Origin of the sequence: Marinitoga lauensis (assembly GCF_004135675.1) — a bacterium.
Taxonomy (GTDB): Bacteria; Thermotogota; Thermotogae; order Petrotogales; family Petrotogaceae; genus Marinitoga; species Marinitoga lauensis.
In genome coordinates, this window is sequence record NZ_QHLX01000008.1 from 1 (window position 1) to 14,358 (window position 14,358).

Here is a 14,358-nt window from a genome sequence, read left to right on the forward strand (position 1 = left end):
AAATAGAGTAATTATATTATGGTATCCATCATTTCTTTTCTCAACCACATCAAGAAATAAATTAACCTTTGCAAATGCTTTTAAAAGCATTAAATCACCTCAAGCGCGCGTAACGCGATTTTTGACCAACCTTCAAAATTTCCATCGAAGTTTTTAAAATCCTTTTCATTTAGCCATATTTCATTAAAGTTTTCTTTTTCTCTAATATCTGCATTAGTAACATATCCTATGAATAAAATACCAAGATGAACCCTTGAAACTTCTGTTGAGTCATCAAGTATTAACCCGACATATTCTAAGGATTTTAATTTATCAATATATAATTCTTCATTTAATTCTCTATTTAACCCGTTGTAAAACGTTAATTCCTTATTTTCATTTCCATCTATTGGATTAATATGCCCCCAATTCCAACGCTATATAAATTATGTAATCTTTTTTCTGTCTGATTTTTCGTTCTTTGAACTACTAAAATCTCATTATTTTCATTTTTTATAACAACGTATGGAATTATTTGTTTTTTTGATTCATCTGTTTCTGCCAATTCTCTATCTATGAAATAAGCATTATTAAAAATCTTTTCAAGTATGTTTTGTTCAACTATAGTAAAACCATTATAAAATTCTATATCCTCTAATACCTCATTATCTACTACCCAGACTTTTTCTTTCATTCAATAACCTCCACAGTGATGTTTTGATTTGTATATATACATATTTCACCGGCTATCTTTAAGGCTTTTGTTGCAATTTCTTCTGCATCTAAGTCTGTATTATTTAATAAAGCTTTTGCAGCAGCTAAAGCATAGGGGCCACCTGAACCTATAGCCATTACATTTTCTTCCGGTTCGATAACTTCACCATTTCCTGAAATTAATAATAAATAGTCCTTATCACCAACCAATAACATAGCTTCTAATTTTCTTAAAACTTTATCTGTTCTCCAATCTTTTGATAATTCTACAGCGGCTTTTAACAAATTTCCAGCATTTGCGCGATACTTTGTTTCAAATCTTTCAAATAACGCTAAAGCATCTGCTACTGAGCCTGCAAAACCGGCTATAACTTTTCCTTCACCCAATCTTCTAACCTTTCTTGCAGTTCCTTTAAATATAGTATTACCAAGTGTTATTTGACCATCACCAGCAATAACAGTTTTTCCATTTTTTCTGATTCCGACTATTGTCGTTCCTCTAAATTCCATTTTAAACACCTCGCTATTTTAAAATTAAGCAGTTTTTAAGAATAGTATATTATAATTAGTTATAATATGGTTTAATTGTTTTGTAAAGTAAATAAACTATAATTTTATTTAGATTACGAGTATTATTATAACATAAGGAGGGTAAAAAGATGAAAAAGGTATTTTTAATTTTTGTGCTATCTATAATGATTATTAATGTAGGATTTACAGCAAAATCAGTGTTTTCGCTGGATATAGTTATACCAACTTTTAATGATGTAACAGGGAGATTTGATGGGTTTTATCTTTTAAGGATGTTTCTAACATTAAGTATGGATTTGATTCAGGATTTTCTTTTCCGTTTATCAGATATTATTTATATGATTTAAAAGGAACATTTGATTTTAGCACGTTAATAGATACAGTGGATTATAACACAAAGTTTTCTATAATGGCAACATTTGGAAAAAGAGAGGCATCCATTATTATTGAACAACCGGTATCATCTAATCTGGATTTTTCGACAAAATATGGAATAAAATTTTTTTTAGAAAATTTTGGTGGTTATATGATAATTGAAACAACATTAAAGGAACTATATGTTGGATTTACTTATTAAGAAGGTGATTGTGTGTTTAAGGTTTTAGTAATAGAAGATGATAGAAGTATCTCAAGATTATTGGAATTGGAATTAAAACATGAAGGATTTTCTGTTGAAGTAGCAAATGATGGAAGAGAAGGATTGGAAAAATATGAAGCATTTAAACCAGATATTATAATATTGGATTTAATGCTTCCGGAATAGATGGTATGGAAATAGCGGATTCTATTAGAAGTTATGATCATAATGTTGGAATTATAATGCTTACAGCTCGTGGTGATTTACCTTCAAGAGTTGAAGGATTAAAAGCTGGAGCAGATGATTATATTGTAAAACCATTTGAAATTGAAGAATTGCTGGCAAGAATAGAAGCTTTGCTCAGAAGATTGGGAAACATGATGTTTTGAAAGTTTCTAATATTGAGTTGGATTCGGAAAAAATGGAAGTGAAGGTAAATAACAAAGAAATAAACTTAACACTTACAGAATTTAATTTATTAAGATTTTTATTGATTAACAAAATAGTGTAATTTCAAAAGAAAAATTGCTTGAGGAAATATGGGATATGATGATCCAGAGAATATTAATTTAGTTGAGGTCTATGTTAATTACTTAAGAAAAAATTGGGTAAGGAAGGAAAAAAATAAAAACAGTGAGAGGTGTTGGATACGTTTTTAAAGAAGAGTAAAAAAAGTGTTGTTGTAAATCTTACAATTATATATACTATAGTAATGATAGTTGTTTTATTAGCGATTATTTTTTCGTTAAGATATTTTGTTGAGAGAATATCTGTAAGATCTTATGCTGTTATATTAAAGCAACAAATAGAAAAAATTTCACAACCATTCCCGGTGAAAGAATGGGGCAATGATGAGAAATATGAATGTATTAAAGGATTCGGAAAGGTTAAAAAATAGTATAATATCAAATAAAGTGGTGATTTTAGATGGAATCGTACTAAATGATCCATACGGTATTGTAAACGATGAAATTTATCATATGAAAAAAGATTTTGCAGTTTATAAAAAAGATGGGTTATATTATATTTTCATTAAAACTAGAGTTTTTGGAGATTCTGATTTGATAATAGGTGGACCTTCGTTAGAATACACAGCCTTACTTGGAACCTTTAATTTATTATCTCTCAGGCTTAGTTTAATAAGCATTTTAATTTCTATTTTTATTTCTTATTATTTTGCAAAGAAATCTTTAAAACCTTTACTTGAAATATCAAAAGAAATATCTGAAATAAATGTAGAGAGTTTGGATAAAAGAATTCCAGAGCAAAAATTTATAGAATTCCACACATTAACAAAGAATATAAATTCAATGTTAGAAAAGATAAATAAAGGATATGAATTACAAAAACAATTTGTTTCTGATGTTTCTCATGAGTTGAGAACACCATTAACCTCAATAATTGGATATATTAAATTAATTGAAAGATGGGTAAAGAGGATAAAGAAGTCTTTTATGAGTCATTAAATAATATGAAAGAATCATCAAATTATTTAAAAGAAATGGTGGAAAACTTATTGTTGTTGACTAAAGCTGATGAAGAAATAAAATTTGAAGAAGTAAATTTAAAAGAGGTAATTGAAAAAATTATAGGAATTTATAAAAACGAAAATGTAAAAATAAAGACAGACTTAAAAGATGTATATATAAATACCAATAAGGATTATTTGAGCATATTGCTTAAAGTCATAATAGAAAATGCAATTAAATATACTGAGTTGAATAATGAAAATGAAATTTTTATAAAATTATCAGATCGTGCAATTGAAATTATTGATAGGGGTCCTGGGATTGCCGAAGAAGAAATACCTAAAATATTTGAGCGTTTTTATAAATCTGACAAATCTCGTTCAACAAAAGGTTTTGGTTTAGGATTGTCTATTGCCAAAAGAATAAGCGAAAAAATTAAGGTAAAAATAGAGGTTATAAGTGATATAGGCAAAGGAAGTACATTTAAGATTAAATTTTCTTAAATATTTTGATTTTTTAAAGAAATTGGTGTATAATGGTATAATAAAAAGAGGTGAAAATATGAGAAGTATGACAGGTTACGGAAGAATAGAGGAAAATATTGGGAATTATAGTTATACGGTAGAAATAAAATCATTAAATGGAAAACACTTAAATATAAAAACGAATTTGCCGTGGATATATTCATCTCTGGAATTAAAGGTAAATGATATATTAAAAAAACATTTTAAAAGAGGCTCCCTGAACGTATATATAGATATTAGATTATTACAGCCAAAGGATATAATCAAAATAGATAAAGCACTTGCAAAATCTTACTATGATGCATTAAATGAGCTTGCGCAATATCTTCATTTAAGCGATTTGCCTAATCTGGATTTATTAATTAGATTTAAAGAAATAATGAAATATTCAATTGATGAAAAAGATTTAGAATTAATATGGAAAGGTTTAGAACAGGTTCTTCTTAAAGGTGTGGAAAAGGTTATTGAAACCCAAAAATCTGAAGGAGAAAAGATATATAAAGTTTTAATGGGGTATGTTGATAAAATAGAAGAAATTACAATTCAAATAGAAAAACATTCTTCAAAAATGAAAGAGTATTATAAAGAAAAGCTAAAAGAATCATTGAAAGATCTTGATTTAGAAATAGAATATAATAAAGAAAGGTTGGAATATGAAATAGCACTTATATTAGAAAGAGGAGATATCACAGAAGAAATAGATAGATTGAAAATGCATGTGAAAAAATTTAGAGAGGTTTCCGGGTCAAATCTTGAATCATTGGGGCAAAATCTTGATTTTCTGGCTCAGGAAATGCATAGGGAATTTAACACAATAGCTTCAAAATCTAAATTGAAAGAAATAACAGCATTGTCTATTGATGGAAGATTACATGTAAATAAGATAAAAGAACAGGTACAAAATATCCATTAATAATAAATTTATTATCGGAGGTGTAAGTTGTGTACGGTTTAATAAATATTGGTTTTGGTAATGTTGTAATTGGTGATAGGGTAATTGCTATTGTTAATCCTGAATCATCACCATTAAAAAGGTTAAAGGATATAGCAAAAGAAGAAGGTAAATTAATAGATGCAACATATGGAAGAAAAACAAGAGCTATAGTAATCACAGATAGTAATCATATTATTTTAAGCGCTATTCAACCAGAAACTATAAGTGGAAGGTTTATGCAAAATTTCTATGATGTTGAAAGTGCATTGGAAAAAATAAGGAGAGAGGTATACTCTAAATGACAAAGGGGATTCTCTATGTTGTTAGTGGTCCAAGCGGAGTTGGAAAGTCTTCAATTATAAAGAATGCAATGTCTAAACTTGAAGGTTTTAGTTTTTCTGTATCATATACAACAAGGCCACCAAGGCCCGGTGAAAAAGATGGAAAAGACTACTTTTTCATTGATGAAAGAACTTTTGAAAAGATGGTTGAAAATGATGAATTTTTAGAATATGCTGAAGTTCACGGTCATAAATATGGAACCTCCAAAAAATACATAAAAGATAAAATTAATGAGGGAATGAATATAGTTCTTGATATTGATGTTCAAGGAGCTTTAAATGTAGTAAGAAAAATGCCCAAAGAAACAGTATTGATATTTATAGCTCCACCATCATATTCGGAATTAAAGAAGCGTTTAATGAATAGAGGAACAGAAAAAGAAGAAGATTTGAAAATTAGACTTGCAGATGCAAAGTGGGAACTTTCTAAAATTAATGAGTTTGATTATCTTATAGTAAATGAAGATTTAAACGAAGCTATAAATCAATTAATATCTATTTTTATTGCTGAACAGATAAAAACAGAAAGGGTAACAGAGCACCTTGGGAAATATTCATTTTTTAAATTTGAGGAGGAATAAAGATGTCAATGGATTTTAATTATGATGAAATTATGAAAAAAGTAGGATTTAAATATGTTGTTCCTATTATGGTTGCTAAAAGGGTTCAAATTTTGAAAGAAGAAGGTTTTGATGCAACTGCGAAACCACTTGTTAAAACTTCTGACAATAATTTAGTTACTATAGCTTTTAAGGAAATTGAAAAGGGACATGTAAGATTAAAGAATAAAGATAAACTTGAGGAATATAAACCTGAGGTGAAATAAATTGAAAAAAACTCTTCTTTTTTTATTTCTTTTGTTTAGCTTAATAATATTTTCTGTTAATTTTGATATAGGAATGTCTATATTAACAGGTGAAAATAACTGGAATATGGCTCTAAAATTAGGTCTTGAAGAAAGTAATTTTGAATTTTCCAGTGATGTGACCTATGTTAGTACACCTTCTTTTGATTTTTTGACAGTAATAGATATTAGTACTTCTATATTAAAGATAAATAACAACAGCAATATAGACTTTGGAATTGCATGGTTTAACGATAGAATTACAAAAGAAGCTACTCAAAATAGAAGTATATTTTTAATGTATTCGGGATTAAGATTTAATCTTGAAAATTTAGCTTTAAAAGCTGGATTTGGGTATCCATTATCTCAAAAAGAGTATTCTACAAATCTTGTGGATTATATGTTTTTTAAAATAACCTATATAGTTCCGCCTCCAGAAGATTTTATTGATGATTTAAAGATTCAATTCAGATTTTTAAATGGAAGAAAGGATTTTTCACTATTCTTTTCGGAGCCAATAAAATGAAAAAAGGATATCTTATGTTGGAAACATCAATATCATTGATTTTAATTTCAATACTATCTATAATTGTCCTTGCTTTATTTGCAAGGACAATTATTATGTTTAAAGAAATTTTATATATAAATTTTAATGTAATAAATGTAGAGAATAGCCTTGTGAATCTATTTCGTTTTTTTAGAGATGATATAAAAGTTGAAACGGTTGATTTCAAAGATGCAGGATATAAAAAATATTTTGAGTTTGAACGTAGAAATAATGAAAGATTGCGAATAGAAAAATATTCTAATTATTTAAGAATGATATTTATAGATAAATATAATAGAAGAACATATGAATATTTTTATACAGGTAAGAATGTCGATATAGGAAAAGAGGATAAGATATTAAAATTTCAATTGGAAAATTATGAATTAAATATTTATTCTGAGGAGTGGTAAAATGTCTAATCCAATTATAGAAGCATATAAAATTTTACAGGAGAAAATACGACATGATAATATGAGATTATACCTTGAATTGCTGGAATCAAGTGTTTCTACAGTGAAAGCAAAGTCTATTCAGGAGTTATCTAAACAAAAAGTTGAAATTACGCATATGCATGAAATGTTAAAAGATAATAGTCCTAATGTAAGGATATCAGCTTTAAAATATCTTGAAAAAATGGGTAAATTGGACTGTACAATATTAAAAGAATTATTTTCTGATATATCTCCAATAATAAGGAAAGAAGCTGTAAAATTATATCTCTCATTGGGGTGTGAAGAGTTTGAAGAAATATATCCATTAACAAGAGACCCAGATTTTAAGGTTAGATTTCAACTTGTGAGTTCTTTTATTGAGTATTATCCTGAAGATATTGACAAAATAAAAGATAAATTTAAGGATGATCCTAACCCGCAAATAAAAGTATTGTTAAATATTACAGATAATATTAGTGAGGTTATTTTGTCAGATGAAGTACCTTTGTCTTTAAAAAAGCTTATATTAAAACGTTTTTTTGAATCAAATGATTCTGTTACTGTATATAATACATTTAATGAAATATACAATAATGCAAATAAAGAAATGAAATTAATAATAATAAAATATTTATCTGGATTACCCTGTGAAATTTCCAAGACTTTTTTCAATAAAAATATAGATGAAGAAAATGATATAGAGATATTGTTTGAATTAGTAAATAAAGGAAAGAAAATTTGTGGTAATGATATAGTACAGGATTGGATTGTTGATAAGTTTATTGACTCTGAAATATCAAAAATAAAAAATTTTGGATTTAAACTGGCAATGGAAAAAGATGATATGAATTATGTAGATTATGCAAGGAGTTTATTAAATGTTGTTGAGGACGAACTGTTATCAGGAGCAGTGTCTTATTTATTGCATTTTCTTGATTACACACTTCTTGAAAAAGTGCCAGAATTTTTAGAATCTCTATCAGTAAAAAGAAAAAATTATGCTTTACAAATAATAAAAAAATTAAAAGCAGAACAATTTCTTATGGAAGTAGCTAAAATTGCCGAAAATAAAATATATCCATTAAATTTAAGAAAAAATGCGCTGAGTATACTAAAAATATTAAAAGCGAACAATTTTTGGGAAACGCCTTACAATATTTTAAAAGATGAAAGTGAAAATGGAAAATTGAAGTTAACAGCTTTAACAACACTACTGAAATTAAATCCAGAGGTAGTACCCAATGTTCTTGAATGATATATTTCCAAATAAATGTGCAGTTTGCGGTAAAAATATAAATTTTAGCAAATTAATCTGCGAGTCATGTGAAGACTCGCTTTTTCAGCCTTCATTTATAAATAGAAATAATAAAATAATTTATTTTGCAGGATTATATGAAGAGCCGTTATCAAGGCTTATTAAAGAATTTAAATTTAAACAAAATACACATTTTGCGAATATTTTCGCAAAAATGATATATAAAACATATAAATATTATAATATTGAACTCAATAGTTTTCCAGAAATATTATATATTCCATCAATAGAAAAACATTTAAAAATAAGAGGATACAATCCTGTATATTTGATTGCAAAAGAATTTTCTAGGATTACTGGATTTTCTTTAAGAAAAAAGTTAAAAATACAAAAAGGATATTCAAAAACACAAGTTGAAACAAAATCTTATTTTGAAAGAATAAATCAGATAAAGAATAAATTTATTTTGAAGAATATAACAATAAAAATAAAGAATATATATTAATAGATGATGTTTACACTACCGGAGCAACGATTAAAGAAGCGGTTAATATTATTAAAGGAGAGGTTACACCAATTATTCTTTGCAGGAATGTAAAAAATATATAACCTTTAACAAACGTGAATTCATGTTATGAGTATTGAATAAACATGATTATGTTTAGAATTCTTTTTGTTTTTGCTGTTTGCTAAAAAAAAATATATGATACAATTTAAAAGGTTGGAAAAAATTAATTGGGGTTGAATTATGATAATAGACAAAAAACTTTCCAGACTTTTAGAAAATGAGGAACCAAGTATTCAAGAATTAAGAAACATAGCAAAAAATATGGGTATTAAGCTTAAAAGATCAATGAGAAAAAAAGATATAATAAAAGTTATTAAAAATAAATTATTGCAATTAAAAGAGGAAGGTTTGATAACGGATACATCGAATCAATTATCGTATCAAATGCCGAGAATTGGTAGGATAGATTTAGTAGAAAATAAAAACAATTTACTTAATGAAAATTTACTTGTAATAACCAGTATTAATGCAAATTGGATATTTGCATTCTGGAACTTTTCAAAAGAATTGTTGATGAAAATAAATAAAATACCAGAAAACACCAAGATGATTATGAGATTTTATGATATAACAAATAAAGATTTTTCAATAGATGAAGCAAATAGAATTTATGAATCTACAAATGATTTAAGGGAATATAAGAGTTATTATTTTTTTGTACCTTCTTCAAATGCGGAATATATAGGAGAAATAGGATATATAGATTATGAAAGGAATTTTATACCTTTAATTAAAAGTAATAAATTAAAAATGCCATCTGACAACTTAAATATTTCAGAAAATATAGTTTTTTACAATATAAAAACAGCCAAAAAGAAAAAAATAAGAAAAAAACTAAATATTAATATTATAGAAAAAATTCCAAGTATAGCTAATGGTAATATGACATTACCTCAATTGGGAGATAGACCTCCAATATCAGGTGGAGGGTCTTTTGTCTGGAATCTATATTCCTTAAACAGGGGATAAAAAAATGAACAAAGGAAAAATACTTTTTGTGTTGCATTCGCATTTGCCGTATGTTAGACATCCGGATTATGAAGAATTTATGGAAGAAAGATGGTTATTTGAAGCAATAACAGAAACATATGTTCCTATTATTAGAATGTTTAAAAATCTTGAGAGAAAAGAAATTGACTTCAAACTAACTATGAGTTTTTCACCAACATTGATAGAAATGCTAAATAGTATAGATTTACAGGAAAAATATGTTCGATATCTAAAAAAAATTATAGAACTATCAGAAAAAGAATATGAAACAACCAAAGATGAAGAGTTGATAAAGCATAAAATGGCAGATTATTATAGGAATAACTTTAAAGAAATTCTGGAAATTTTTGAAAAAGAATATAATAAAAATATATTAAATGCATTTAAAGAATATGAAAGTAAAGGATATTTAGAACTAATTACCACATCTGCAACTCATGCAGTATTACCATTATATTCGGAATATCCAGAAATTATAAAAATGCAAATTAAATATGGTTTAGAAACATTTAAAAAAGTTTTTGGACATAACCCAAAAGGGTTCTGGTTACCAGAGATGGGGTATTATGAAGGTCTGGATAGTTATTTGAAAGAATTTGGTCTGGAATATTTTTTTGTCGAAAAAGAAGGATTGATATATGGAAATCCATATCCAATTTATGATGTATATAATCCAGTTATTACTAATTCAAAAATGTTTGTTTTTTCGAGAGACAAGGAAAATAATGTTGAAATTTTTGATACAGAATCAGGGTATTTAAATGATCCAAGATATAGGGAGTTTTATAGAGATATAGGTTTTGATAGAGACTATGAATATATAAAAGATTATATTGATAAAAGTGGTGTGAGATGTAACACTGGAATAAAATATCATAAAATTACAGGTAAAGATAAAGAACTTTTTGATAAATTATTGTATGACATTGATGAAGCATATGCTGCAGTGAAAGAAGATGCAAATGATTTTGTTCAAAAAAGAGTAACTCAGGTAAAAAAACTGAATAAAAAGTATCCAGAATTAAATCCTGTTATGACATATGCTTTTGATACAGAATTTTTTGGACATTGGTGGTATGAAGGCATTATGTTTCTAGAAAAAGTAATAGAATATGTGTATAATTCTAATGTTATTGAGCTAAAACATCCACAAAATATTTTATCTGAAATAGAGGAGGTACAGGTAACAACACCAGCAAAATCTTCATGGGGAATAAATGGCTTTTTTGAGGAATGGATAAATGGAAATAATGATTGGATATATCCAGCTATTTATGAAATGGTAGAAATATTGAAAAAGAAAATTGATAAAAAGTGGAAAGAACAGGAAAAGAATATTATATTATTGATGATAAAAGAGCTAATGCTGGCGCAATCAAGTGATTGGGCATTTATTATAAGTTCAGGTACAACGGTAGAATATGCAGTTAACAGAATAAAAACACATGTGAAACGTTTTTTTGAACTTAATGCAATGCTTGAGAGTGGAAAAATTGAAAAAAATAAGTTAAAATATTATATGTGGGTGGATAAAATTTTTGATAACATTGATTATAGTGACATTATGTGATCAATATTTGAAAGGAGGGCATAAGAGTGCCAGAAAAATATTTTGAAATCAGATGGCATGGAAGAGCTGGTCAAGGAGCAAAAAGTGCATCACAATTCTTGACAGAAGCAGCCGTAGAAGCAGGAAAATATTCTACAGCATTCCCAGAATATGGTGCTGAAAGATCCGGAGCGCCAATGAAAGCATTTAACAGAATTGCAGATGTTCCAATTAGAATAAGAAGCGGTATTGAAAATCCAGATGTTGTTGTAATCTTTGATGACACGATGCTAGGATTGCCTGAATTAACAGCAGGATTATCAGAAGACAAAATTATGTTAGTTAACACAGTTATGTCTCCAGAAAAAGTTAGAGAAAAAACAGGATTCAAAGGAAAAATATATACAATTCCAGCAACAGATATAGCTTTAGAGGAAATTAAAAGAGGTATACCAAACACTGTTATGATTGGTGCTTTAGTTAAATTAACAAATGTAGTTCCTTTAGAAGTAGTAAAGGAAAAAGTTAAAAAAACATTTGAGAAAAAATTTGGACCTGAAATAGTTGAAGCAAATATCAGAGCAGTTGAAAGAGGTTATCAGGAGGTGAAAGGCGATGCCTAAATATGATAGCTGGAAAGAAATGCCAATTGCTGGAGTAATAGATAAACCAGCTACAGCAAGAGAATACAATACAGGTACATGGAGAATAATGAGACCTATTGTAGATAAAGATGCATGTATCAATTGTATGCAATGCTGGTTATATTGTCCAGATATGGCTATAGATGGTATTGTTAAAGAAGATGGAAAAACAGAAATGGTAGGATTTAATTATGATTATTGTAAAGGTTGCGGAACATGTGCAAAAGTTTGTCCTGTTAACGCAATAACAATGAAACCTGAAACGGAATTTTTAAAATAAGGAGGTTGAATATAAATGCCTACAAAGTTAGCAATAACTGGTGCAGCTGCAGTTGCTCATGCAATGAGACAAATTAATCCAGATGTTGTAGCTGCATATCCAATAACACCCCAAACTCCAATTGTTGAATATTTTGCACAATTTGTAGCTGATGGAGTTGTTGATACAGTAATGGTTCCAGTTGAATCAGAACACTCTGCAATGAGTGCTGTAGTAGGTTCAGCAGCAGCAGGCGCAAGAACAATGACAGCTACAGCAGCTAATGGTTTAGCATTAATGTTTGAAATTGTATATATAGCAGCATCAATGAGATTACCAATTGTAATGCCTATAGTTAACAGAGCATTGTCAGGGCCAATAAATATTCACGGTGATCACTCAGATGCTTATGCAGTAAGAGATGCTGGATGGATTCAATTAATGAGTGAAAATTCTCAAGAAGCTTATGACTTAACTATAATAGCAACAAAATTAGCAGAAAGAGAAGAAGTTTTAACTCCTGCTATGGTTAACTTAGATGGTTTTATTACTTCACATGGTGTTGAAGGTGTAGAAATCTTAGATGATGAAGTAGTTAAAGATTTTGTTGGTCAATGGGAACCTAAATATCCATTATTGGATGTTGACAATCCAATAACACATGGTCCATTAGATTTATTTGATTATTATTTTGAACACCACAGACAACAACAGGAAGGTTTAAAAAATGCATACAAAGCATTACCAGAAGTATTTGCTGAATACGAAAAGATTTCAGGAAGAAAATATGACTTCTTAGATTTATATAAAATGGAAGATGCTGAATATGTAATGGTTGTTATGAACTCTGCAGCATCAACAGCTAAATATGTAGTTGATGAATTAAGAGAAAAGGGTATTAAAGCAGGGTTAATAAAACCATGGGTATTTACACCATTCCCTAAAAAAGAATTTTTAGAAGCTCTTGATGGTAGAAAAGCAGTTGTTGTACTTGATAGAGCTATGTCATTTGGTAAAGAAGCACCATTATACTCATTAGTTAAATCAGCGTTATATGAAGCAAAAGAAAGACCAATGATTGGTTCATATGTATATGGTTTGGGTGGAAGAGATGTAACTCCAGCTATGTTACACATTCCATTTGAAGAAGCAATGAAAGGTGAATTAGATCCAAATGAAGAAAGATATCTTGGTTTAAAAGAATAATTGGAGGTGAACAATAGTGCCTGTAAATATGAAACAATTAATTAATTTGGTAGCTAAAGAAGACTGGCCTTTTACACAAGGTCATAGATTATGTCCAGGATGTAATGCGCCGATGGTAGCAAAGTGGGCAACAATGACAGCAAAAGCATTAGGATATGAACCAGTAGTAGGTGCAGCAACTGGATGTTTAGAAGTTTCTACAACAATATATCCATTTACAGCCTGGAATGTACCATATATTCACAACGCATTTGAAAATGTAGCAGCAACTATTTCTGGTGCAGAAGCTGCATATAGATCATTAAAAAATAGAGGAAAACTAAAAACAGATAAACCAATAAAATTCATAGCATTTGGTGGAGACGGTGGAACATATGATATAGGTCTTCAATCATTATCAGGTGCTGTAGAAAGAGGACACGATTTCTTATACATCTTATACGACAATGAAGGATATATGAACACTGGTAACCAGAGATCAGGTTCTACACCTCCAGGTGCTGATGCAACAACTGAACCAGTAGGAAAAGTAAAAACAGGTAAAGTACAATTTAAGAAAAATATAGTTGAAATAATAGGTGCTCATGAAAATGTATATGCAGCAACCGCTTCAACATCAGACCCATTTGATTTTATGGCAAAAGTTGAAAAAGGTTTAAAACATGAAGGACCAGCATTTATTGCTGTATTAGCTCCATGTGTAAGATTCTGGAGAATTCCAGAAAGTGATGGACCAAAAATCACAAAATTGGCAGTAGAAACAAAATATTGGCCATTATATGAAATTGACAGAGGTGTTTATAAAATTACAAGAAAACCAAGAAACTTTAAACCAATTGAAGAATACATTAGATCAATTGGAAGATTTAGAAAAGCATTACAACATCCAGAATATAAAGAAGTAATTGAAGAAATGCAAAAATATGTAGATACAAGATGGGAAAGATTGTTAAAATTTGAAGAAGCAACAAAAGGTATGTACTTAAGATAATA

The 14,358-nt window shown here is 28.4% G+C and carries 21 protein-coding genes and 1 pseudogene; 20 read left to right on the top strand and 2 right to left on the bottom strand.

Translation table 11 applies throughout. The features are described from left to right. Positions 1 to 385 precede the first annotated feature (385 nt). A complete protein-coding gene (locus DJ007_RS13055) occupies positions 386 to 673 on the bottom strand; it encodes a hypothetical protein (protein ID WP_129409973.1) in 288 nt (95 codons plus the stop codon). Next, on the bottom strand, positions 670 to 1,203 hold the full coding sequence (gene hslV, locus DJ007_RS13060; protein WP_129409974.1) for an ATP-dependent protease subunit HslV: 534 nt from the start codon (positions 1,201 to 1,203) through the stop codon (positions 670 to 672). The genes DJ007_RS13055 and hslV overlap by 4 nt, the downstream gene beginning before the upstream one ends. Positions 1,204 to 1,352: 149 nt before the next feature. On the opposite strand from hslV, the gene DJ007_RS13065 reads away from it, so the two are divergent. From DJ007_RS13065 to DJ007_RS13160, 20 genes and pseudogenes are all read left to right on the top strand, one after another. Then, entirely contained in the window at positions 1,353 to 1,571 is a 219-nt protein-coding gene (locus DJ007_RS13065; RefSeq protein ID WP_129409975.1) for a hypothetical protein, read from the top strand. A gap of 35 nt (positions 1,572 to 1,606) precedes the next feature. Then, positions 1,607 to 1,801 carry a hypothetical protein gene (locus DJ007_RS13070; RefSeq protein ID WP_129409976.1) on the top strand — a complete coding sequence of 65 codons (195 nt, stop codon included), beginning with the start codon at positions 1,607 to 1,609 and terminating at the stop codon, positions 1,799 to 1,801. Between the two features lie 12 nt (positions 1,802 to 1,813). Continuing rightward, a pseudogene (locus tag DJ007_RS18355) lies at positions 1,814 to 2,190 on the top strand (response regulator transcription factor). Between the two features lie 251 nt (positions 2,191 to 2,441). Beyond that, entirely contained in the window at positions 2,442 to 2,699 is a 258-nt protein-coding gene (locus DJ007_RS13080) for a hypothetical protein (RefSeq protein ID WP_206076381.1), read from the top strand. Beyond that, on the top strand, positions 2,662 to 3,267 hold the full coding sequence (locus DJ007_RS13085; RefSeq protein WP_165974183.1) for a histidine kinase dimerization/phospho-acceptor domain-containing protein: 606 nt from the start codon (positions 2,662 to 2,664) through the stop codon (positions 3,265 to 3,267). Before DJ007_RS13080 ends, DJ007_RS13085 begins: the two co-directional genes overlap by 38 nt. Positions 3,268 to 3,272: 5 nt before the next feature. Beyond that, a complete protein-coding gene (locus tag DJ007_RS13090) occupies positions 3,273 to 3,773 on the top strand; it encodes a sensor histidine kinase (protein ID WP_206076382.1) in 501 nt (166 codons plus the stop codon). Positions 3,774 to 3,831: 58 nt separating this feature from the next. Then, the gene (locus DJ007_RS13095) at positions 3,832 to 4,707 is read left to right on the top strand and encodes a YicC/YloC family endoribonuclease (RefSeq protein ID WP_129409980.1); all 876 of its coding nucleotides are present in this window, start codon (positions 3,832 to 3,834) and stop codon (positions 4,705 to 4,707) included. A gap of 29 nt (positions 4,708 to 4,736) precedes the next feature. Next, the gene (locus tag DJ007_RS13100) at positions 4,737 to 5,030 is read left to right on the top strand and encodes a DUF370 domain-containing protein (protein ID WP_014297016.1); all 294 of its coding nucleotides are present in this window, start codon (positions 4,737 to 4,739) and stop codon (positions 5,028 to 5,030) included. Then, positions 5,027 to 5,650 (top strand): guanylate kinase, encoded by a 624-nt coding sequence (gene gmk, locus DJ007_RS13105; protein ID WP_129409981.1) that lies wholly within the window; start codon positions 5,027 to 5,029, stop codon positions 5,648 to 5,650. The genes DJ007_RS13100 and gmk overlap by 4 nt, the downstream gene beginning before the upstream one ends. 2 nt (positions 5,651 to 5,652) lie before the next feature. Then, positions 5,653 to 5,895: a DNA-directed RNA polymerase subunit omega gene (locus tag DJ007_RS13110; RefSeq protein WP_129409982.1), complete on the top strand. Its 243-nt coding sequence runs from the start codon at positions 5,653 to 5,655 to the stop codon at positions 5,893 to 5,895. 1 nt (position 5,896) lies between these two features. Then, positions 5,897 to 6,439, top strand: a complete 543-nt coding sequence (locus DJ007_RS13115; RefSeq protein WP_129409983.1) for a hypothetical protein — start codon at positions 5,897 to 5,899, stop codon at positions 6,437 to 6,439. Continuing rightward, a complete protein-coding gene (locus DJ007_RS13120) occupies positions 6,436 to 6,873 on the top strand; it encodes a hypothetical protein (RefSeq protein ID WP_129409984.1) in 438 nt (145 codons plus the stop codon). Before DJ007_RS13115 ends, DJ007_RS13120 begins: the two co-directional genes overlap by 4 nt. 1 nt (position 6,874) lies before the next feature. Further along, the gene (locus tag DJ007_RS13125) at positions 6,875 to 8,149 is read left to right on the top strand and encodes a HEAT repeat domain-containing protein (RefSeq protein WP_129409985.1); all 1,275 of its coding nucleotides are present in this window, start codon (positions 6,875 to 6,877) and stop codon (positions 8,147 to 8,149) included. Beyond that, complete coding sequence (locus tag DJ007_RS13130; RefSeq protein ID WP_129409986.1) at positions 8,136 to 8,654, top strand: ComF family protein; 519 nt, start codon at positions 8,136 to 8,138, stop codon at positions 8,652 to 8,654. Before DJ007_RS13125 ends, DJ007_RS13130 begins: the two co-directional genes overlap by 14 nt. 243 nt (positions 8,655 to 8,897) lie before the next feature. Beyond that, on the top strand, positions 8,898 to 9,686 hold the full coding sequence (locus DJ007_RS13135; RefSeq protein WP_129409987.1) for a DUF4912 domain-containing protein: 789 nt from the start codon (positions 8,898 to 8,900) through the stop codon (positions 9,684 to 9,686). 4 nt (positions 9,687 to 9,690) lie between these two features. Beyond that, entirely contained in the window at positions 9,691 to 11,277 is a 1,587-nt protein-coding gene (locus tag DJ007_RS13140; RefSeq protein ID WP_129409988.1) for a glycoside hydrolase family 57 protein, read from the top strand. A gap of 26 nt (positions 11,278 to 11,303) precedes the next feature. Further along, on the top strand, positions 11,304 to 11,879 hold the full coding sequence (locus tag DJ007_RS13145) for a 2-oxoacid:acceptor oxidoreductase subunit gamma family protein (RefSeq protein ID WP_129409989.1): 576 nt from the start codon (positions 11,304 to 11,306) through the stop codon (positions 11,877 to 11,879). Further along, positions 11,872 to 12,180: a 4Fe-4S binding protein gene (locus tag DJ007_RS13150; protein ID WP_129409990.1), complete on the top strand. Its 309-nt coding sequence runs from the start codon at positions 11,872 to 11,874 to the stop codon at positions 12,178 to 12,180. The genes DJ007_RS13145 and DJ007_RS13150 overlap by 8 nt, the downstream gene beginning before the upstream one ends. 15 nt (positions 12,181 to 12,195) lie before the next feature. Continuing rightward, positions 12,196 to 13,365, top strand: a complete 1,170-nt coding sequence (porA, locus tag DJ007_RS13155) for a pyruvate ferredoxin oxidoreductase (RefSeq protein WP_129409991.1) — start codon at positions 12,196 to 12,198, stop codon at positions 13,363 to 13,365. Between the two features lie 16 nt (positions 13,366 to 13,381). Beyond that, positions 13,382 to 14,356: a thiamine pyrophosphate-dependent enzyme gene (locus DJ007_RS13160; RefSeq protein WP_129409992.1), complete on the top strand. Its 975-nt coding sequence runs from the start codon at positions 13,382 to 13,384 to the stop codon at positions 14,354 to 14,356. The last annotated feature ends 2 nt before the right edge of the window (positions 14,357 to 14,358 follow it).